Below are 20356 nucleotides of genomic sequence, written 5' to 3'. Positions count from 1 at the left end.
TCACACCACCGCCATGCGGTCGAGGCCAGCCCCGGCCCCCGGCACCGCGCCCTCCCCCAGCACGTCCACGTCCACCGCCCCGGCGCCGGCCGTCTCCTCCACGGTCCGCGCCGCGCCGTGCGCGTCCGGCAGCCAGAGCCGGGCCGTCCGCCCGCGCCCCGCCGAGCCGCGCCCCTCGGCCACCACCTCCACCTGCCGTCCGGCGAGCTGCCCGTGCCCGTCCCCCAGCCCGAACCAGCGCCCGGAGCGCACGCCCAGCCGCAGTCCGGCCCCGGGCCACGGCCCGGCCACCAGCAGCACGCAGCCGCTGCGTCGCAGCACGGCGGCCAGCCGGGCGGCGAGGTTCGGCGGGACCGGACCGTCCGGGCGCAGCATGATCAGCTCGACGGCGCCGGCCAGGACGGACACCACCTCGGCCCAGTGCGGCCCGGGGTCGTCGGCCACCAGCAGCCGCCGCAGGTCGAGCCCGTACCCGGCGGCCGCGGCCAGCCCGAGGTCCGGCAGCCCGACCGCCGCGGCCCAGCCGCCGTCGGTCTCCCGCGCCCCGGCGGCCAGGGCGAGCAGCAGCCCGGCGTCCCCGCCCGCCACCGACACCGCCGCGCCCCGGCGCAGCCCGCCCTCCGGCAGCAGCCCGCTCAGCGCGGGCACCACCGGCAGCAGTCCCCGGCCGGGGGCAGCGGTCGACGCCACCGGTCGGAGCGCGGGCTTCCGCTCGACGGTGGATTCGAAAACAGATTCGAAAACGGGCACACCCCCAGGATCGAACATCCGTTCGCAAAGATTCAAGTCCGAATCGTCCGCATCCGCCCCGCCACTCTCCGTAATCACCCTGGAGTGTGCGCGCTCGCGGCGGGCTCCGGCGGCCGACGGGCGACCTGATGGTGCGTCACCATCCCACTGTGCCTAGGATGTCGATAGTCCGTTGAACGGAGCGTTGGCCGCGTGGGGGTTTCGGTGGCCACGACAAGCAGGTGTTTATGTCCGGCTGACAGGGTCTGCCGGTGCGACCGAGGGCCGTCCGGCCCCGGCGGCGGTCGCGACGACGAAGACGAGTCGAGGAGAATCATGCGTGGCACCACGCTCGGTGACCGCTACCGCTTGGACGAGTGGCTCGGGGGCGGCTCGATGGGCGATGTCTGGCTCGCCCGGGACCAGGTGCTCGACCGCCGGGTGGCCGTCAAGGTCCTGAAGCCCGCGCTGCTGGACGAGCCCGGCTTCGCGGAGCGGTTCCACGACGAGGCCCGGGTGATGGCCCGGGTGCAACACCCGGGCATCGTCGGCGTGTACGACTTCGGCCCCGGCCGCACCACCGACGACGTCCCCTCCTGGGGCGCACCGGCGGGCCCCGCCGCCCGTCCGACCGCCTACCTGGTCATGGAGCTGATCGACGGCGAGCCGCTCAGCACCGTGATGGAACGGCGGGGCCCGCTGACCGTCCCGGAGGCGCTCGGCCTGGCGCTGGAGGTCCTGGGGGCGCTCCAGGCCGCGCACGAGGCCGGCATCGTCCACCGGGACATCAAGCCGGCCAACCTGATGGTGCGCGACGGCCATGTGGTCATCACCGACTTCGGCATCGCCCGCCCCGGCTGCGACCCCCGGCTCACCGTGCCCGGGATGGTGCTCGGCACCGCCGCCTACCAGGCACCCGAGCAGGCCTCCACCGGCACGGTCACCGCCTCGGCGGACCTGTACGCGCTCGGGGTGGTGCTCTACGAGTGCCTGACCGGGCGGCTGCCGTTCGAGGGCGGGACCGCCCTGGAGCTGATCCTCAAGCACCTGACCGACCCGGTGCCGCCGCTGCCGGCCGACGTCCCGGACGCGGTCCGGGCCCTGGTCGAACGGGCCCTGGCGAAGGACCCGGCGCTGCGCTGGCCGGACGCCGCCGCGATGGCCGCGGCCGTCCTGTCGGCCCTCGCCGGCGAACCGGCCGGGGGCCCGGCGGCCGGGCCCTCCTGGGCGGCGGTGGTCCGGTCGACCGGTGCGCAGGCGGCGCTGCGGGCCGCCGGGTCGGCGGCCCGGCCGATGGTCCCGGCCCCCGCACCGGCCCCGGCCGGGGCACCCTCCGGGGCGCCGCCGCGCCGCGCCGCCCGGTGGCGGACGGCACTGTTCGGCAGCCGGCGCCGGACCCTGCTCACGGCGGGCGCGGCCGCGCTCTGCTGCGCCGTCACCGCCACCACGACCGTCGTGCTGCACCGGGAGGGAGGTCCGGCCGATGTCCGGGCGACCGGGGCGGCGGCCGCCTCCGACCGGTCGGGCCCGCCGGCGGCGGAGGCCGTCGGCCTGCTCCCCGACCCGGGTGCGCCGTCCCCTGCCCCCGGTGCGCCGACGCAGCCGGGGCTCCCCTCGCCGCCCGGGACGCCCGGGCCGGCCGTCCCGGGCGAGCCGCTGCCGGGTGCGCCGCTGCCCGGGGCGGGCGGTCCGACGGGCACCGGCGGCACGGCCGGGGGCGCGGGCGGCGGAACGGCCGGCGGGACGTCCGCAGGCGCGGGCGGTACGGCCGGCGGAACCGGCCGGGACGGCGCCGCGTCGAACGCCCCCGCCGACCCTCCGGGCGCCCCCGCCCCCGCCCCCGGCGCCCCGGACACCCCCGCCGGCTCCACGGCCCCGGCCGCGCCGGGCGGCCCCTCGCCGGCGCCCGGGCAGCCCTCGGCGCCGGACGGCCCCGCCTACACGGCCGAGCCGCCGCCGAGCGTCCCGGGGTACACCGCCACGCCGCGGCGGACCGTCCCCCCGGCCCCGGACTACACCTACGCGCCCAAGCCGACCTACACCGCCTCCCCGCCGCCGTACACCGCCTCCCCTCCCCCGCCCCCGCCGCCCGGCACCGTCCCGACGGACCCGCCCATCAAGCCCCCGACCCAGCCGGGCGGCACGCTGCCCACGCTCGCCCGGCTGTCCAACGGCGGGTCCGTGCTGTACGACCAGGCCTCGCTCAACCGGCCGGGCAACCCGGTGGTCCTGTCCTCGGACGACGGCGGCCCCGGCGGCGTCTGGCAGCTGACCCCCTACGCGGACGGCGGGTACGCCCTGCTCAACGGCGCCACCGAGTACACCAAGGTCCTGAACCTGGAGGAGACCCGCGCGCAGACGCAGCTGGCGTACCGGCCGGCGCCCAACGCCACCCCGCCGAGCCAGGTCTGGTCGTTCTTCCCGGTGCCCGGGGGCTACGTGGTGACCGTCGCCCGGGACGCGAAGCGCTGCCTGTCCGCCGCCGGTCCGGGCGCGCCCGCCACGGTCCGCACCTGCGCGGGCTCGGCCGACCAGGTGTGGACGGTCTCCGCGGCCTGAGCCGGTGCGCGGTGCGGACGGCCGGGGCGTCGGCTTCCGGCCGTCCGCGCCCGGTCCGGCGGTCCGGTGCTCCGATCCGGGCTCGTCAGGCCGGGAGCCAGGAGGGCCAGGACCGCCGGGTCGGCCCGGCCGGGTGGCCGTCGCCGAGCAGCGGCACCAGGCGCTCGGCCTCCGGCGCGCCGATCGGGGCCAGGATGCCGTGCGCCTCGGCCCAGCAGGCGCGGGCCCGGACCGGGTCGTCCGGATGCCGGTCCGCCAGCGCGTCGCCGAGCGCGGCCAGGGCCAGGCCGCGGCCGCGGTGGTCCCCGTCCAGGGTCAGCGCCTCGACCGCGCGTTCCGCCGCCTCGGCCGCCTCCGGGGCGCGCCCGGCCGCGCGCAGCGACTCGCCGAGGCGCAGCAGGATCCGGCCGGTGCGCCGGTGGTCCTCCGGACCGGTCAGGGCGAGGGCCGCCCGCCGGTGGGCGACCGCCTGGTCGTACCGGCCGAGCTCGTGGGCGATCGAACCGAGCGAGTCCCGGGCCCGGGCCTCCAGCTCGTGGTCGGCCAGGTCGTGACCGATCACCAGGGACTGGTCGACCACCCGGCCCGCCGCGCCGAACCGGCCCTGGCGGGCGAACGCCCCCGCCAGCTCCAGCAGTTCGGCGGCCAGGGCGCGCCGGTCGCCGACCCGCTGCCAGACCGCGACCGCGGCCGAGAACCCGGCCACCGCCTCGTCCGGGCGGCCGAGTTGGACGAAGCAGGCGGCGAGCGAGCCGTGCACGAGGGCGAGCAGCGGCTGCGGCAGTCCGTGCGCGGTGCACAGGTCGCGGGCCCGGAGCAGTTCGGTGAGGGCCGAGGACGCGGAGCCGACCTCGGCCAGCAGCCGGCCGAGCACCAGGCGCGCCCGGGCCTCCGCCGTCCGGCCGCCCTCCCGCAGGGCGGCGTGCAGCAGGGCGTTGGCGGCGTGGCCGAGCGGCCGGGTGGCGTGCCCGGAGTCCGCCGACAGACATGCGCCCAGCAGGAGTTCGGCGATCCGGTCGAGGCCGGGCGCCGCCCCCGGGGACCGGCCCGGGAGCGTCGCGCACTGGCGCACCAGGGCCCCGACGGCCACGTAGTCCCCGACCGCCGGGGAGGCGGCCGGTGCCGCGGGCGACCGGAGCGCGGCCGTCACCCCGGCGTGGTGGTGCTCCACCAGCCGGGCCAGCGCGGCCGCCCGCTCGTCGTCGGCCTCCGCACGACCGTCCGGGCCGTCAGGGCCGTCCGGGCTGTCCGGGCCGTCAGGGCTGCCCGGACCGTCGGCACCGTCCGGGCCGGGCCGGTCGACCCGCTGGGCGAAGGCCCGCAGCAGATCGTGGTAGCGGTAGCGGTCGGGGCTCGCCGCGACCTCCAGCATCGAGCAGTCCACCAGGGACTCGGCCAGCGCCTCGGCGTCCGGCCCCGGCCGGTCCAGGACCGCCGCCACCTGCGCCGCCGACAGGTCCGGCACCTCGGGGACGGCCAACAGCCGGAAGGCGCGGGCCTGTTCGGCGTCCAGCAGGTCGTACCCGAAGCGGAACGACGAGTCGACCGCGAGATCCCCGCTGCGCAGCGCGTCCAACCGGTAGCGCTCGCCGCCCAGTTGCTCCACCAGCCGGGCGACGCTCCAGCCCGGGCGGCAGGCCAGCCGGGCCGCGAGGATCCGGACCGCCAGCGGCAACTGACCGCAGAGCCGGACGAGTTCACGGGCCGAAGCATCCTCCGCCGCCACCCGTTCGGCGCCCACCACCCGGGTCAGCAGGGTGACCGCCTCCTCGGCGGGCAGCACCGGCAGTTCGGTGAAGCGGGCGTTGGGCAGCGCGCCGATCCGGGTCCGGCTGGTGACCAGGACGGCGCAGCCCGCGCCGCCCGGGAGCAGCGGCCGGACCTGCTCGGCGTCGCGCGCGTTGTCGAGCAGCACCAGGACCCGCCGCCCCGCGAGCAACGACCGGTAGCAGGCCGCCCGTTCGGCCGGTCCGGCCGGGATCGCCTCGCCGGGGACGCCGAGGGAGCGCAGGAAGACCGCCAGCGCCTCCTCGGGGCGGGCCGGGCGGCCGTCCGCACCGTGCAGGTCGAGGTAGAGCCGGCCGTCCGGGAACTCCTCGGCGAGACCGTGCGCGACGTGCAGGGCGAGCGCGGTCTTGCCGACTCCGCCCATGCCCGCGACCGCCGCCACGGGCACGCAGCCCGGCTGCCGCAGGGCGGCCCGCAGCGCCGCCACCTCGGCCGACCGGCCGGTGAAGTCGGCGACGGCGGCGGGGAGTTGGTCGGGCCGGAGCAGGGCGGCCGGTTCCGGGTCGGCCGGCGGCAGGGGCTGCGCCGACGGCTCCGGCCCGGGCGCCGCCAGGGTCTCGTCCGCCGCGAGGATCCGCCCCTGCAGATCGCGCAGTCCCGGGCCGGCGCCGACGCCCAGCTCGGTGCGCAGCCGGCGGTCCGCCGCCCGGTACACCTCCAGCGCGTCGGCCTGCCGCCCGGAGCGGTAGAGCGCGAGCATCAGCAGCTCCGAGAGCCGTTCGCGCAGCGGGTGCTCCTCGGCCAGGGCCGCCAGTTCGGCGACCGACTCCGCCCACCGGCCGCCCTCGACCTCCGCCTCCAGGCAGGACTCCAGGACGGCGAGCCGGCGCTCCTCCCACTCCCGGCGCTGGCGCTGCACGTAGGGCCCGGGCACCCCGGACATCGGCTCGCCGCGCCAGAGCGCCAGCGCCGTCCGCAGCACGGCCGCCGCCTGCGCGGGCCGCCCCTCGGCGCGCAGCGTCCGCGCCCGGGCCAGCAGCGTCTCGCACCGGGCGGTGTCCAGGCCGTCGGGCCCGGCCACCAGCAGGTAGCCGCCGCCGAGCGAGGTCAGCACGTCCGGTCCGAGGATCCGGCGCAGCCGGTGCACATAGGTGCGGATGACGCCGTGTGCGCTGGCCGGCGGGTCCTCGCCCCACAGGTCGTCGATCAGCTGGGCGCCCGACACCTGCCGGCCCGCCCGGAACAGCAGGGCGAGCAGCAGGCCCTGCTGCTGCGGCGATCCGAGCGCCAGCTCCACCCCGTCCCGCACGCCGCGCACCGGCCCCAGCACCTCGAACCGCAGCCCTCCCGACCACGCCTCCCGGTCCACCGATCGACTCCCCCCGTGTCCGCACAACTCCCCCGTCCGCATGATAACCACCGGCATTCCCGCTGCTCAGCTCGGGCGGAACGGCGCCGCCGGGCCGCCGCGGCGATGCTTGACTTCGAGTGGACTCCACCTCATAGCTTCGACGGCACGACGCACCGCGGACGACCCGGGAACGGAGAACCCCATGAGCACGGACAGCAGCAGCGACAGCGCCGCCACCACGCGCGAGGAGCGATTCGAGCGGGGGCTGGCCGTGCTCACCTCCGTCGACGGCGAGGCCGGGCAGCGGGTGATCGACGCACTCGCCGACATCCACCCCGAACTCGCCCACCAGGTGGTCGCCTGGGGCTTCGGCGAGATCTACAGCCGGCCCGGACTGCCGCCTCGCGACCGGCAGTTGGTCACCCTGGGCATGCTCACCGCACTCGGCGGCTGCGAACCGCAGCTCGACGTGCACCTCAACGCCGCCCTCAACGTCGGCCTCACGCCCGCCGAGATCACCGAGGTCCTGCTGCACTCCGCCGCGTACTGCGGCTTCCCCAAGGCCCTGAACGCCACCTTCGTCGCCAAGAAGGTCTTCGGCGAGCGCGGCCTGCTGCCCGTGGAGGGGCGGTGAGCGCGCCGCGCTCCCGGGCCGGAAAAGCCGGTGAACGACGGGAACGGCGGCGGCAGACTGGCCGGTATGACCGATGAGACGCTCGAAGCGTTCAAGAAGGACCTGCTCGTCTATCTGCAGGACGCCCGGGACGCCCTGCTCTGGAAGCTCGAAGGACTCTCCGAGTACGACATCCGCCGGCCGCTGACGCCGACCGGGACCAATCTGCTGGGGCTCGTCAAGCACATGACGGCGGCGGAGGCCCTGTACTTCGGGGAGACCTTCGGGCGGCCGTTCGACGCACCCCGGCCGTGGATCACCGGGGACGCCGAGCCCAACTCCGACTTCTGGGCCACCCCGGAGGAGAGCCGGGAGCAGATCGTCGACCATTACCGCGCGGCCCAGGCGCACGCCGACGCCACGATCGCCGCGCTGCCGCTGGACGCGGTCGGCCGGGTGCCGTGGGGCCGGCGCAGCGAGGTGACGCTGCACCACGGCCTCGTCCACATGACCGCCGAGACCCAGCGGCACGCCGGACACGCCGACATCGTCCGCGAACTCGTCGACGGCAGGACCGGCCAGCGGCAGGGCGGGGAGAACACCGCGCCCGGCGACGCGGCCTGGTGGGCCGGTCACCTGGCCCGCGTCGAGGACGCCGCCCGGCAGGCGGCCGGGGCCTCGCGGCCGGCCCCGGCGCAGCAGTCCGCCCAGGCGCAACGGTCCGCCCAGGCGTAGGTGCCCGCTCGGGGGCGCAGGTGCCCGCTCGGGCGGTCGCCCGCTCAGGCGTAGTGGCGGGCGACGGCGGTGGCGGCGTCCGCGACGGCCGCGCGCAGGTCGGGCGGGCCGAGCACCACGGCCTCCGGGCCGAGCCGCAGGAGGTCCCCGACGGCCACCGCCGTGTTCTCGACGGCGAGGTCCACCTCCACCCACCCGTCGGCCCCGGGCGGCCCGGCGGCGGCCACGGCCCGGGCACCGGCGGCGCCGAACTGCATCGGGAGCAGCTTCCGGGCCTGCGGGGAGACCCGCAGCCGGGCGGTCTGCCGGTGGAGGGCGGCGGTCAGCCGGCGGGCGGTCTCGGCCCAGTGGGCGGCCAGGTCGAAGCCGGCGGGGCGCTCGAAGGCCTCCTCGGCGACCTCGACGGCGAGCAGCCGGGAGACCCGGTAGGTGCGGACGGCCTGCTCGGGGTCGCCGGCGGCCGCCGCACCGGCGACCAGGTACCAGATGCCGCCCTTGAGGACGAGGCCCAGCGGGTGCAGTTCCCGGTGCACCTCGCCGCGCCAGCGGCGGTAGTGGACGCGCAGTACCCGCTGCTCCCAGACCGCCCGCGCCACCGGGGCCAGATGGGTGACCGGGTCGGCGTCGCGGAACCATGCCGGGGCGTCGAGGTGGAAGCGGTCCTGGACGCGGCGGGTGCGGTCGGCGAGTTCGGCGGGCAGCGCCGCCTGGAGCTTGAGCTGGGCGGTGGTCAGCACCGCGCCGAGCCCGAGGTCGCGGGCCGGCCCCGGGGCGCCGGTGAGGAACAGCGCGTCGGCCTCGGCGTCGGTGAGGCCGGTGAGCCGGGTGCGGTAGCCGTCCATCAGCCGGTAGCCGCCCTCGGGGCCCCGGTCGGCGGTCACCGGCACCCCGGACGCGGCCAGCGCCTCGACGTCCCGGTAGACGGTGCGGACCGACACCTCCAGCTCGGCCGCGAGTTCCCCGGCGGTCATCCGGCCGCGGTTCTGGAGCAGGAGCAGCAGGGCGAGGAGCCGGTCGGCGCGCATGCCCCTCATTCTGGCGCCCGTACCTGACAGAAGGTGTCAGGTACGGGCGCCAGAGTGATCACCGGGCGCACGGCACACCCGCCGCGCGCCGGCCCGGAGGCACCACCCTGAGGACGACCATGAACGCATCCACCACCGTCACCGGCGGCTTCGGCTACACCGACTGGACGGAGACCCCGATCGGGCCGGCGGAGACCCTGCCCCGGCTGGCCCGGGCCTCCGTCGTCAACACCTTCACCGGCGGCATCGAGGCGGCCGCGACCGTCTGCGAGTACGTCCTCGTCTACGCCACCGCGAACACCGGCGGCTTCACCGGCCTGCAGCGGTTCACCGGCCGGCTGGACGGCCGCGCCGGGGGATTCGTCGTGGAGGAGCGCGGCACCTTCGAGGAGGACGGCACCGTCCGCTGCACCTTCGAGGTGGTCCCCGGCAGCGCCACCGGCGAGCTCACCGGCCTGCGCGGCACCGGCGGCTACCACTACCGCCCCGGCGAGTCGCCCGTCCCGTTCACCTTCGGCTACGAGCTCGGCTGAGCCGCCCCGGGGTTCGAGGGCGCATCCTAGGCGCGGCCGGTGAGCAGGGAGATCCGGACCTCCTCCGGGTAGCCGGCGGCGGTGGGCGGGGCGGGGAGGGCGGCGAGCAGCCGGGCGGCGAAGGCCGGCCGGTCGGCGTCGGAGGGGAGCTGCGGGGCGGGGATCGCGGAGTAGAGGGTGCCCAGGAGCCGGTCGGGGGTGAGGGCGTCCTCGTACGCGATCACCGTCTCCCGCACGTCCGTGAAGCCGGCCGCCGCCAGCTCGGCGGCGTAGCGCTCGCGTTCGGCCGCGCCGGTGCCGCAGGAGGCGGTGACCGGGCGGCCGAAGTGCTCCTCCAGCGCGCCGCGCAGGGCCTGCGACCAGTCGGTGTCCTGGGCCCAGACCGGTGTGCCGTTGGCGATCACGGCGACCCCGCCGCCCGCACGGGTGCGGGGGCGCAGGGCCCGGAAGAGCTCCTCGGAGCGCATCCAGTGCAGGGCGTTGCCGATCACGGTGACGCCGAGCGGGCGGTCGCCGGGCAGCAGGTCCGCGAGGACGGGGACGTCCGCGTCGGTGCCGAGCAGCCACAGCGCGTTGCGCACGCCGGCCCGGTCGGCGGCGGCCCGGGCCCCGCGGAGCATGTCCGGTTCCGGGTCCAGACCGATGACGGTCCGGACCCGGGCGGCGAGCGGCAGGGCGAGCTGGCCGGTGCCGCAGCCGAGGTCGAGCGCGAGGTCGCCGATGCCGGGGTGGGCGTCCAGGCCGAAGGCGCGGACGAGGGTGTCGAAGACGGCCGGCGGACAGCCGCGGCGGTACTCGGCGTAGTAGGCGGCCACCTCACCGGAGAAGTCCGGGAGGGCGGGGGCGGTGGAGGAGGTCATGGCCGAGTACCTGCCCACCCGGGCCGGGCGCAGTCGGCTGATCGCTGTGGGCGGACGGCCCGGGCGGGCAGGGGCCGGCGTTCAGACCTCGACGGGCGGCTCGGACATGATCCGGCGCACCTCGACCGGCATGTCGAGGGGCCTGCCGCCCGGGCCGGGGGCGGCGGAGACCTCGGCCGCGATCCCGATCGCGCGCGGCTCGTCGGCGCAGTCCACGATCCACCAGCCGGCCAGCCACTCCTTGGTCTCCGCGAAGGGGCCGTCGCTGACCACCGGCACGCCGCCGCCGGCGCGCACGATCCGGGCGGTCTCCGGCCCGGCCAGGCCCTGGGCGTCGACGAGTTCGCCGGTGCCGCGGAGCTCGGCGTTGAGGTCCCGCATGTACTGGACGTGCACCCGGACGTCCTCGACCGGCCACTCCTCGACCTTCGGGATGTCGAGGTCCTTCGAGCTGAACTGCATCAGCAGCATGTACTTCATCGTTGCGCTCCTCGTTCGTCCTGGGCTTTCACGGAGGGGTCGGAGCCGGCCGCGCGATCTCGACATCCCCGGCGCCGTCCGCGGCAAGAACGTAGCGGCTGCGCCCGCGCGCCCCCGGGAGCGGCGTCGTTGACCCGGCGCCGACCACGCGCCTAGGGTCGGGATCCGTGCAGCGATACGACTGGCTGAAGACGATTCAGCGGATGGACCCGGAGACGCAGTTCACCGAGATCTACCGGATCAGCAGCTGGTACGAGTTCCCCTGGGACTACATCCAGTCACTCGGCTTCGCGCTCTACCGCACCTACGCCGTGCCCGGCATCGGCCGGCTGCTCGCCCGCACCGGCGAGTTCACCGGTCGCACCCAGAAGCGGTACGACGACACCCTGCTGATCCTGGAGGCGGTGGTCGAGCACGGCTTCGACTCCTCCCGGGGGCGGGAGGCGATCCGCCGGATGAACCGGATGCACCGCCGGTACGACATCTCGAACGACGACTTCCGGTACGTGCTCGCGACGTTCGTGGTGACGCCCAAGCGGTGGATGGACGACTACGGCTGGCGCCGCCTCTCCCCGCACGAGATCCGGGCGGCGGTCAACTACTACCGCGAGCTGGGCCGGCACATGGGCCTGAGCGGCATCCCGGAGACGTACGAGGAGTTCGAGCGGCTGCTCGACGACTACGAGCGCGAGCACTTCGCCTTCGACCCGGCCGGCCGGGCGGTCTCCGACGCGACGCTCGGCCTGATGGCCTCCTGGTACCCGCTGCCGGTGCGGCCGGCGATGCGGCTCTCCTCGGTCTGCCTGCTCGACGACCCGCTGCGCGAGGCCTTCGGCTACCCCGCCCCGCCGGCCGCGGTGCGCGGCGCCGTGCGCGCGGGGATGCGGCTGCGCGGGCGCTTCGTGCGGCTGCTGCCGCCGCGCCGCAGGCCGCACCTCGGCCGGGACGGCCGGCAGGTGCGCAGCTACCCCGGCTATCCCCACGGCTACCGGATCAGCGACCTGGGGACGTTCGAGGGCGAGGGTTCCTCCTCCGGCGGCTGCCCGTTCCCGCACGCCCCGGCGTCCGTGGACGGGGGCCGGGCCGGGGACGGGGCCCGGGGCGTGGACGGGGACGGCGGCTGAGGCGCGGCGGTCAGGCCGGCCAGCAGCCGCAGCCCCGCCTCGGAGGGCGAACCCGGCTCGGCCGTGTACACGGCCACCCGCTGCCCCTCGTCCTTCGGCAGCACCAGGTACTCGGTGGTCAGCTCCAGCCGGCCGACCAGCGGGTGCCGGTACACCCGGTGGTCGGTGCCGTTGCAGAGCACCGAGTGGGTGGCCCACAGCTGTGCGAACTCCTCGCTCGCCAGGCTCAGTTCACCGACCAGGGCGGCCAGCCCCGGCGCACCCGGGTAGCGGCCGGCGATCATCCGCAGATCGGCCACCGCGGTGCGGGCCTTGCTCGGCCAGTCCTCGAACAGCTCGCGCAGGTGCGGGTCGAGGAACAGCAGCCGGGCGAGGTTGGGCCGGTCGGCGGGGCGGTCCGGGGCGGCCGGGTCGAGGTGTCCGGCCAGCAGCGCGTGGGCGAGCGGGTTCCAGGCCAGGACGTCGAAGAACCGCCCGATCACCAGCACCGGGGCGCAGCCGAGCGAGTCGACCAGCACCCGCACCGACGGGCGCACCCGCTCGGGGCGCAGTGTGCAGTGCCGCGGCCGGGGCACCGGACGGGCCAGCGCGTAGAGGTGGGCGCGTTCGGTGGCGTCCAGGCGCAGCACCCGGGCGACCGCGTCCAGGACGGCGTCCGAGGCGTTCGGGCTCAGCCCCTGTTCGAGCCGCGTGTAGTACCCGGCGCTCACCCCGGCCAGCTGCGCCAGCTCCTCGCGGCGCAGCCCGGGGACGCGGCGCCGGCCACCGAACGTCGGCAGCCCGACGTCCTCCGGGCGCAGTCCGGCCCGCCGGGAGCGGAGGAAGGCGCCGAGTTCGCGGTGGGGCGCCGGGGCGTCCTGCGATGGGGTCATGACGCCCAGTCTCCCCCGGGCGCACGGGTGTTGCCTGCACCTGCGGGGTGTAGGCACAGCGGATGCCTGGCAGCCGGACGGTGTCCGGCGCAGGCTGCTCGTCATGACCACCGACGACACCCGCACCCTCGTCCTGCTCGCCCACCCCGATCTGGCGGCCTCCCGGGTCAACGCGGCACTGGCCCGGGCCGCCCGGAGCGTCCCGTCCGTCACCGTCCACGACCTGTACGCCGCCTATCCGCGCTCCCGGCGGGCGGACGCCCCGGCGACGCCGGTCGACGCCGGGTTCGAGCAGAAGCTGCTCGCCGCCCACGACCACGTGGTGTTCCAGTTCCCGCTGCAGTGGTACTCCTCGCCGCCGCTGCTGAAGGAGTGGCTGGACGAGGTGCTCACGGAGGGCTTCGCCTACGGCCCCGGCGGCGAGGCCCTGCGCGGCAGGTCGCTGCGGGTGGCCACCTCGACGGGCGGTCCCGCCGCCGCGTACCGCCCGGGCGGGAGGGCCCACCGGGCGCTGCCGGACCTGCTCCTCCCCTACGCCGCCACCGCCAACCTCGTCGGGATGGACTACCGGCCGCCGTTCGCCGTCCAGGACGCCCGCGCCCTGAGCGACCCCGAGCTCGCCGGCCACGCGGACCGCTACCGGGAGCTGCTGGCCGCCGGCTGACCCGCCGGGGCCGCCCGCGGACTCCGCCGTCCCGGCCGCGCGGGGGCCGGCCGGGACGGCGGGCACTGCGGTGCGCCGCCCCCGGCCCGGCCCGCACGCGCCCCGGCCGCCGCGCCCTACGCGAGGGCCGCGCCGGTGAGGTGGCGCAGCAGCGGGCCCGGGTCGTGGCTGCCGCACGCGGTGCGGACGGCGGCGTCGTGGGCGGCGGCGAGGGCGTCGAGGCGGGCGAGGCGGGCGTGGCCGAGCCGGGAGAGGTGCGCGGTGATGCGGCGGCGGTCCTGCTCGTCCTGGCGGCGGTAGACCCAGCCGGCCTCGGTGAGGGCGTCGACGATCCGGCTGAGGCTGGCCTGCGGGATGACCAGGGCCTGGGCGAGTTCACCCATCGAGCGGCCGGTGCCCTCGGTGAGGGCGCGCATCACGCGCCACTGGTCGAGGGTGCAGCCCTCGGCCTCCAGGCGGCCGGCGAGGTCGCGGGCGAGGCGGCGCTGGGCGATGGTGAGCAGCTCGATCAGCAGGGGCCGGTCGGTGGCGACGGCGTCGGGGGTGGTGGCTGGTGGTGTCATGGCCGTGTCTCTTTTCCCCGTCGCTGGTCCTGGTCACCGGTCCTGGGCGCCACGCCCTCGTTTGGCCGGATCGGCTGGCCATGACGATACTCGCAAGCGATGAGCGCCGATGTGAAGCTGCTGGAGCCGCTCGACGCGCGGTACCTCCCCCGGGAGGCGCCGGCGCTGCGGGTGGGCCTGGTCGTGCCGCAGTCCGGGCCGCTCGGCCTGACCGGGCCGTCGGCCCTGGACGGAGCGCTGCTGGCCGCGCACGAGGTGAACGCGGGCGGCGGGGTGCGCGGACTGCCGCTGGAGCTGGTGCTGGTGGACGGCGGCGGCACTCCGGCGGCGGTGGCCCGGGAGGTGGCGCTGCTGCTGGACGCCGGGGCGGTGGACGCGGTGGCGGGCTGCCACTCCAGCGATGTGCACCGGGCCGTGGAGACGGTGACCACCGGGCGGACCGCGTACGTGTACACGCCGCCGCACGAGGGCGGCAACCGCTTGCCGGGCGTGTTCTGCACCGGGGCGGACCCGGCGCGGCAGCTGGCGGGCGCGGTGGAGCGGCTCACCGAACAGCACCGGCTGCGCCGCTGGGCGCTGGTCGGCAACGACTACATCTGGCCGCACGCGATGCACCGGGCGGCCGGGGCGGCGGTGGCCCGGGCCGGGGCGCGGGTGGTGCTGGAGCGGCACCTGCCGTTCGGGACGGCGGAGCGGGCGCTGGAGCCGCTGCTGGACGCGCTGCGCGCCGAGCGGGCGGACGCGCTGCTGCTGAGCCTGATCGGCGCCGACCTGGTGCGCTTCAAGCGGGCGCTGCGCCGCAGCGGCCTGGACCGCCGGCTGGTGCGGCTGTCCGGGGCGCTGGAGGAGAACGGCCTGCTCGCGTACGGCGGGGACGGCACCGGCACGCTGTACGCCTCGATGCCGTCGTTCGCGTCCCTCACGGAGGAGCGGCGGGTGCGGCTGGCGGAGCAGCACCGGGCGGTGTTCGGGCCGTACGCGCCGGTGCTGGACGCCTACGCGGTCGGGTTGTACGACGGGCTGCACCTGCTGGCGGCGCTGGCGGTGAACGGGGAGCTGGTCGCGGACGACGGGCTGGGACGGGCAGCGGCGCGGCTGCTGCGCGGGGACGGCGCGGCGGTGCGGCGGGCGTGGGCGCGGGCGCCGCTGGGGCCGGCCCGGGACGGGGTGCACCTGGCGCGGGCGGAGGGGCTCGGGTTCACCGTCCTGTCGTAGGGCGCCGGCCGGGCCGGGACCGGCCCGGGGACGCTCCGGCACCGCGATCCGGTGTTCGGCATGCGGACGCGATCCACAAAACCCTTCCATTTGGAAATAGCGGGCTCTAGTGTCTCCCCACCACCTCGGGTCGCCCCAGCACGGGTCGTCACGGAAGAGAGCCCCCACATGCCCGAAGCACCCCCCTCCCCCGCCGGCATCGAGAGCTACGGCTACAAGCAGGAACTGCGCCGCTCCCTGCGCTTCACCGACCTGCTGGTCTACGGCCTGGTCTTCATGGTGCCGATCGCCCCCTTCGGCATCTTCGGCAGCGTCTTCCAGGGCTCGGGCGGCATGGTCGCCCTGGCCTACGTGCTCGGGATGGTGGCGATGATGTTCACCGCCCTCTCCTACGCGCAGATGTCCCGGGCCTTCCCGATGGCCGGCTCGGTCTACACCTACGCCGGTCGCGGCATCGCGGCGCCGGTCGGCTTCCTGTCCGGCTGGATGATCCTGCTGGACTACGTGCTCGTGCCCGGCCTGCTCTACCTGATCGCCGGCGTGGCGATGAACTCGCTGGTCCCGGCGGTGCCGGTGTGGCTCTGGCTGGTCGGCTTCGTGCTGCTGAACACCGCCGTCAACTACTTCGGCGTCGAGATGACCTCCAAGGTCAACAAGGCGATGCTGATCGGCGAGCTCGTGGTGCTGGTGGTGTTCATCGCCTTCGGCGTGGCCGCGCTGGCCTCCGGCAAGGGCCGCGGCTTCGACTTCACGCCGGTCTACAACTCGCAGACCTTCTCCTGGAGCCTGGTCTTCGGCGCGGTGTCGATCGCGGTGCTGAGCTTCCTCGGCTTCGACGGCATCTCCACCCTCTCCGAGGAGAACCAGGACTCCACCAAGGCCATCGGCCGCTCGATGATCGCCGCGCTGGTGCTGGCCGGCTCGCTGTTCATCGCACAGACCTGGATCGCCTCGCTGCTCGTCCCGGACCCGGACGCGCTGATCGCCGACGGCGACCCCGACGGCACCGCCTTCTACGACGCGGCCCGCGTCGCCGCCGGGGGCTGGCTCGCCACCGTCACCGCCGCCGCGACCGCCGTGGCCTGGGGCTTCGCCAACTCCCTGGTCGCCCAGGCGGCCACCTCGCGGCTGCTGTTCGCGATGGCCCGCGACCGCCAGCTGCCCGCGTTCCTCGCCAAGGTCCACCCGCGCCACCGCGTCCCGGTGAACGCGACCCTGCTGACGGCGGGCGTCTCGCTCGTCCTCGGCCTCTACACCGCCTCGCGCGAGGACGGCATCACCCTGCTGTCCACCCTGGTCAACTTCGGCGCGCTGACCACCTTCCTCGTCCTGCACGTGTCCGTCGTGGTGCACTACGTGTTCCGCCGCCGCAGCCGCGACTGGTGGCGCCACCTCATCGCCCCGGTGATCGGGTTCGCGATCCTCGCGTACGTGGTCGTGAACGCGGACATCGCCGCCCAGCGGCTCGGCTTCGTCTGGCTGGCGATCGGCGGACTCGTCCTGACCGGGCTGCTGCTCTCCGGCCGCCGCCCGAACCTGGCGGCGGTGGCCGCCGACGCCACGCCCGACACCGCACCCGACGCCGCTTCCGCCCCCGCTTCCGCCCCCGGCAAGGAGAACCCGTGAGCCTGCCCGACGTCGTCTCCCTCTCGCCCGAGCCCGACGAGTACGCCTACACCTTCGGCGGACGCGAACCGCTGGTGACCGTCCGGCCCGGCACGATCGTCGAACTGACCACCGAGGACTGCTTCGGCGGCCGGGTCCGCGGCTTCGCCGACCTGCCGAGCGCGGTCTGCGAGTTCCCGTACCTCAACCCGGTCACCGGACCCATCGCGGTGGCCGGCGCCGAACCCGGCGACACCCTGGCCGTGCACTTCGTGGAGATCACCCCGGCCCGCGACTGGGGCATCTCCAGCACCTTCCCGCACTTCGGTGCGCTCACCGCCACCCACAGCACGGCGATGCTGCACGCCCCGCTGGAGGAGCGGGTCTGGGTGTACGAGCTGGACGTCGCGGCCGGTGTCTGCCGGTTCCGGGCCCGCAACAGCGACTTCACCACCGAACTCCGGCTGGACCCGATGCACGGCACGGTCGGCGTCGCCCCGGCCGGCGGCGAGACCCTGATGTCGATCACCCCCGGCGCGCACGGCGGCAACCTCGACACCCCCGAGATGCGGGCCGGCACCACCGCCTACTTCGGCGTCAACGTGCCCGGCGGGCTGCTCGCCATCGGCGACGGCCACGCCCGCCAGGGCGAGGGCGAGGTCTGCGGGACGGCGGTCGAGACCGCGATGCGCACCACGGTGGTGGTCGACCTGATCAAGGGCGGCGGACCGGCCTGGCCCCGACTGGAGAGCGACCACCACCTGATCTCCACCGGCTCGGCCCGGCCCCTGGAGGACGCCTTCCGGATCAGCCAGCACGACCTCGTCCGCTGGAGCGGCGAACTGCTCGGCCTGGACACCCTGGACGCCTACCAGCTGGTCAGCCAGGCCGGCCTGGCCCCCGCGGCCAACGTGTGCGACACCAACTACACGATGGTCGCCAAGCTGCCGAAGTCCGTCCTCGGCCGCACCCGGGCCTACGACGGCCTGCACGACCGGCTCCGGGAGATCGCCGCGACCTACCTGCGGGGGCGTTGAAGAGGGATCAGGTTCCCTGCACAACGGTGTTCTGATTGGCGGTGAGCAGCCACCGGCCGTCCTCCTTCACCATGACGTACAGCGGGCTGCCCTCCTCCCCGATCTGCCCGCCGTCGCCGTCGAGGTAGCGCTGGCGCACCTTGACGGCGGCGACGTCGGGGCGGAGGAAGAGCACGTGCACCACCTCGTAGGTGGCCGTGCTGCCGCTGCCGGCGAAGCTCCCGGGCAGCACCTTGCGGGTGAACTCGGCGATCTCCTCCCGCCCGCGCAGCAGCAGGCCGTGCCCGGTGGTCCAGATCGCGTCCTCGCGGAACAGGCCGATGAACTCCTCGGTCAGCTCGTTGACCTGCGCGTGCTGGACGGTGGCGACCACCTGCTGGACGGCGGCGATCTCGGCCTCGACGGACCCGGCGTTCATGAGGGCGTTCGTGATGGGGTTCATGCAGCCATGGTGGAATCTCAAGTCCGGTTGAGGTCAAGGCCGGGCGCCCCGCGGGCTTGAGGTTGCCGCAGCGGCAGCCCCTACCGTCGTGAGCGGGGCCGGAGGGACCGGCCCGGTGGAACACGTGAGGGGAGAGCGGATGGCCGGCTGGCCGATCGAGGAGGTCGCCCGGATGTCCCGGGTGACGGCCCGGACGCTGCGGCACTACGACGAGATCGCGCTGCTGCCGCCCGCCCGGACCGGCGCCAACGGACACCGCTACTACGGGGAACCGGAGCTGCTGCGGCTCCAGCAGATCCTCGTGCTGCGGGCGCTCGGCCTGGGGCTGTCCGAGATCGGCCGCGTCCTGGCCGCCCAGGTGGACGAGCTGGAGGCGCTGCGCGGCCATCACCGCCGGCTGCTCACCGAGCGCGACCGCCTCGACGAGCTGGCCGCGACCGTCGCCCGCACGATCACCGATCTGGAGCGATCCAGGAAGGACGGTACGCCGATGACCGAGATCAACCGGCCGGAGAACCTGTTCGAAGGGGTCCGGCCCGCCGACTACGAAGAGGAGCTGCGCGCGTTCCCGGAGCTGGCCGAGGCCGCCGGGCGGGCCGTGGCGGCGATGACGCCGGAGGAGGTCGAGGCGGGGCAGCGCGAGCGCACCGCGCTGATGATCGGGCTCGCCGAGCTGATGGCCGCCGGGCTGCCGGCCGGCGCCGAGGAGGTGCGGGCCCGGGTCGCCGGGCAGTACCGCGCGCTCACCGCCGTCCAGCCGGTGTCCGCCGCGGAATTCCGGGCGATGGGGCGCGGCTGCGTGGAGAACGGGCCGTGGCGGGCGGCGTACGAGGCGATCGCCCCGGGGCTGGCCGAGTACCAGCGGGACGCGATCGAGGCGTTCACGGCGACGCTGCCGGACGCATTCGCACACCCGCACCCGAACGGGTGACCTAGGCTGGTGGGGTGCTCCTTCTCGTTCGCCGTCGCCACGTGGACCTGCTCCGCGTGACCAGCATGTCCTGTCGACGCTCCGGCTGACCCTCGTACCCCTCACCCTCAGCGCGGCCCGCAGCGGCCGCGTCCCCCCCTCCCGGCCCGGGCACACCCGCCGCACCAGGCGCGTCCCCGGCGTCCCCGGTCCACCACCGGAGCCGGCCGGGACGAGACCCAGCGGATGTCCCCATGACGCAGCAGCACCCCACCAGCCCCGCCGACGCCCCCGCCGACGCCCTCCCGGTGATCGACCTCTCGCTCGCCGGCGGCAGCCCGGCGGACCGCACCCGCCTGCACGACGAACTGCGGACCGCGGCCACCGGCGTCGGCTTCTTCCAGCTCGTCGGCCACGGGGTCACCCCGGCCGAGACGACCGCCCTGACCGAAGCCACCCGCGCCTTCTTCGCCCTCCCCGAGGCCGACCGCCTCGCCGTCGCCAACCTGCACTCCCCGCACTACCGCGGCTACACCCGCACCGGTGACGAGCGCACCGGCGGCAGCCGGGACTGGCGCGACCAGCTCGACATCGGCGCCGAACGGCCCCCGCACGTGCCCGCCCCCGGCGAGCCCCCGTACTGGTGGCTGGAGGGCCCCAACCAGTGGCCCGCCGCCCTCCCCGAGCTGCGCGACGCCGCCCTGGCCTGGATCGACCGGCTCGGCGCGGTGGCCCGCACGCTGCTGCACGAACTCCTCGCCTCGATCGGCGCCCGCCCCGACTTCTACGACCCCGCCTTCGCGGGCCGGCCCCACCTGCGGCTCAAGCTGGTCCGCTACCCGGGCACCGCCCCCGACGGCGCCGCCCAGGGCGTGGGCGCGCACAAGGACTACGGCTTCATCACCCTGCTCCTCCAGGACACCGTCGGCGGCCTCCAGGTGGAGCGCCCGGACGGCTCCTTCCTGGACGTCCCGCCCCTGGAGGGCGCCTTCGTCGTCAACCTCGGCGAACTCCTGGAGGTCGCCACCGACGGCTACCTCAAGGCGACCAGCCACCGCGTGGTCAGCCCGCCCGGCGCCCGCGAGCGCTTCTCCGTCCCGTTCTTCTACAACCCCCGCCTCGACGCCCACATCGAGCCGCTGGACTTCCCCCTCGCCCACCACGCCCCCGGCGCCACCCAGGACCCCGCCAACCCCCTCTACGCCGACTTCGGCTTCAACGAGTGGAAGGGCTACACCCGCGCCCACCCCGAAGTCACCCGCCGCCACCACCCCGACCTCGCCGCCTGAGCCCACGGCAGCGCACCCGGGC

At 75.9% G+C, this 20356-nt stretch carries 18 protein-coding genes and 1 pseudogene; 11 read left to right on the top strand and 8 right to left on the bottom strand.

The window, feature by feature from the left end:
* Nucleotides 1–690, bottom strand: coding sequence for a hypothetical protein (locus ACFVVL_RS08680; RefSeq protein WP_387672578.1), 690 nt, complete (start codon nt 688–690; stop codon nt 1–3).
* Nucleotides 691–1065: 375 nt separating this feature from the next.
* Here ACFVVL_RS08680 and ACFVVL_RS08675 point away from each other — a divergent pair, with 375 nt between their 5' ends.
* Nucleotides 1066–3288, top strand: coding sequence for a protein kinase (locus ACFVVL_RS08675; protein ID WP_387672575.1), 2223 nt, complete (start codon nt 1066–1068; stop codon nt 3286–3288).
* 85 nt (nt 3289–3373) lie between these two features.
* Here the strand turns inward: ACFVVL_RS08675 and ACFVVL_RS08670 are convergent, their stop codons facing one another.
* A complete protein-coding gene (locus ACFVVL_RS08670; protein WP_387672572.1) occupies nt 3374–6385 on the bottom strand; it encodes a BTAD domain-containing putative transcriptional regulator in 3012 nt (1003 codons plus the stop codon).
* A 184-nt stretch (nt 6386–6569) separates the two neighbouring features.
* Between ACFVVL_RS08670 and ACFVVL_RS08665 the strand changes: the two genes are divergently transcribed.
* Together ACFVVL_RS08665 and ACFVVL_RS08660 are read left to right on the top strand one after the other, a co-directional pair.
* Nucleotides 6570–7001 (top strand): carboxymuconolactone decarboxylase family protein, encoded by a 432-nt coding sequence (locus tag ACFVVL_RS08665; protein ID WP_380297687.1) that lies wholly within the window; start codon nt 6570–6572, stop codon nt 6999–7001.
* Between the two features lie 66 nt (nt 7002–7067).
* A complete protein-coding gene (locus ACFVVL_RS08660) occupies nt 7068–7715 on the top strand; it encodes a DinB family protein (RefSeq protein ID WP_387672569.1) in 648 nt (215 codons plus the stop codon).
* Between the two features lie 44 nt (nt 7716–7759).
* Here the strand turns inward: ACFVVL_RS08660 and ACFVVL_RS08655 are convergent, their stop codons facing one another.
* Complete coding sequence (locus ACFVVL_RS08655; RefSeq protein WP_387672566.1) at nt 7760–8740, bottom strand: helix-turn-helix transcriptional regulator; 981 nt, start codon at nt 8738–8740, stop codon at nt 7760–7762.
* Nucleotides 8741–8859: 119 nt separating this feature from the next.
* Between ACFVVL_RS08655 and ACFVVL_RS08650 the strand changes: the two genes are divergently transcribed.
* Nucleotides 8860–9273, top strand: a complete 414-nt coding sequence (locus tag ACFVVL_RS08650; RefSeq protein ID WP_380297691.1) for a DUF3224 domain-containing protein — start codon at nt 8860–8862, stop codon at nt 9271–9273.
* Between the two features lie 26 nt (nt 9274–9299).
* On the opposite strand, the gene ACFVVL_RS08645 is transcribed toward ACFVVL_RS08650, so the two are convergent.
* On the bottom strand, nt 9300–10133 hold the full coding sequence (locus ACFVVL_RS08645) for a class I SAM-dependent methyltransferase (RefSeq protein ID WP_387672563.1): 834 nt from the start codon (nt 10131–10133) through the stop codon (nt 9300–9302).
* A gap of 81 nt (nt 10134–10214) precedes the next feature.
* Nucleotides 10215–10613 (bottom strand): YciI family protein, encoded by a 399-nt coding sequence (locus ACFVVL_RS08640; RefSeq protein WP_387672560.1) that lies wholly within the window; start codon nt 10611–10613, stop codon nt 10215–10217.
* Between the two features lie 167 nt (nt 10614–10780).
* On the opposite strand from ACFVVL_RS08640, the gene ACFVVL_RS08635 reads away from it, so the two are divergent.
* The gene (locus ACFVVL_RS08635) at nt 10781–11737 is read left to right on the top strand and encodes an oxygenase MpaB family protein (protein ID WP_387672557.1); all 957 of its coding nucleotides are present in this window, start codon (nt 10781–10783) and stop codon (nt 11735–11737) included.
* Here the strand turns inward: ACFVVL_RS08635 and ACFVVL_RS08630 are convergent.
* Nucleotides 11716–12609 (bottom strand): annotated as a pseudogene (locus tag ACFVVL_RS08630) (helix-turn-helix transcriptional regulator); the annotation flags it as partial. The gene ACFVVL_RS08635 and the pseudogene ACFVVL_RS08630 overlap by 22 nt on opposite strands.
* A 103-nt stretch (nt 12610–12712) precedes the next feature.
* Here ACFVVL_RS08630 and ACFVVL_RS08625 point away from each other — a divergent pair.
* On the top strand, nt 12713–13273 hold the full coding sequence (locus ACFVVL_RS08625; RefSeq protein ID WP_380297699.1) for an NAD(P)H-dependent oxidoreductase: 561 nt from the start codon (nt 12713–12715) through the stop codon (nt 13271–13273).
* 116 nt (nt 13274–13389) lie between these two features.
* Here ACFVVL_RS08625 and ACFVVL_RS08620 read toward each other — a convergent pair whose 3' ends face one another.
* Nucleotides 13390–13836 carry a MarR family winged helix-turn-helix transcriptional regulator gene (locus tag ACFVVL_RS08620; RefSeq protein ID WP_387672553.1) on the bottom strand — a complete coding sequence of 149 codons (447 nt, stop codon included), beginning with the start codon at nt 13834–13836 and terminating at the stop codon, nt 13390–13392.
* 99 nt (nt 13837–13935) lie between these two features.
* Between ACFVVL_RS08620 and ACFVVL_RS08615 the strand changes: the two genes are divergently transcribed.
* The 3 genes from ACFVVL_RS08615 (at nt 13936) to ACFVVL_RS08605 (ending at nt 17693) form a co-directional block, all read left to right on the top strand.
* On the top strand, nt 13936–15051 hold the full coding sequence (locus tag ACFVVL_RS08615) for an ABC transporter substrate-binding protein (RefSeq protein WP_387672551.1): 1116 nt from the start codon (nt 13936–13938) through the stop codon (nt 15049–15051).
* A gap of 168 nt (nt 15052–15219) precedes the next feature.
* A complete protein-coding gene (locus ACFVVL_RS08610) occupies nt 15220–16677 on the top strand; it encodes an APC family permease (RefSeq protein ID WP_387672548.1) in 1458 nt (485 codons plus the stop codon).
* Nucleotides 16674–17693: an acetamidase/formamidase family protein gene (locus tag ACFVVL_RS08605; protein ID WP_387672545.1), complete on the top strand. Its 1020-nt coding sequence runs from the start codon at nt 16674–16676 to the stop codon at nt 17691–17693. The genes ACFVVL_RS08610 and ACFVVL_RS08605 overlap by 4 nt, the downstream gene beginning before the upstream one ends.
* Nucleotides 17694–17700: 7 nt before the next feature.
* On the opposite strand, the gene ACFVVL_RS08600 is transcribed toward ACFVVL_RS08605, so the two are convergent.
* Nucleotides 17701–18135, bottom strand: coding sequence for an SgcJ/EcaC family oxidoreductase (locus ACFVVL_RS08600; RefSeq protein WP_387672542.1), 435 nt, complete (start codon nt 18133–18135; stop codon nt 17701–17703).
* A 139-nt stretch (nt 18136–18274) separates the two neighbouring features.
* On the opposite strand from ACFVVL_RS08600, the gene ACFVVL_RS08595 reads away from it, so the two are divergent.
* Nucleotides 18275–19066: a MerR family transcriptional regulator gene (locus ACFVVL_RS08595; protein WP_387672539.1), complete on the top strand. Its 792-nt coding sequence runs from the start codon at nt 18275–18277 to the stop codon at nt 19064–19066.
* 233 nt (nt 19067–19299) lie between these two features.
* Nucleotides 19300–20334: an isopenicillin N synthase family dioxygenase gene (locus tag ACFVVL_RS08590; RefSeq protein WP_380294654.1), complete on the top strand. Its 1035-nt coding sequence runs from the start codon at nt 19300–19302 to the stop codon at nt 20332–20334.
* Nucleotides 20335–20356: the final 22 nt, after the last annotated feature.

It is taken from the genome of Kitasatospora sp. NPDC058115 (assembly GCF_042884635.1).
Taxonomy (GTDB): domain Bacteria; phylum Actinomycetota; class Actinomycetes; order Streptomycetales; family Streptomycetaceae; genus Kitasatospora.
The sequence above is the reverse complement of the archived record's forward strand: the minus strand, read 5'-3'. Positions and strand labels throughout refer to the sequence as shown.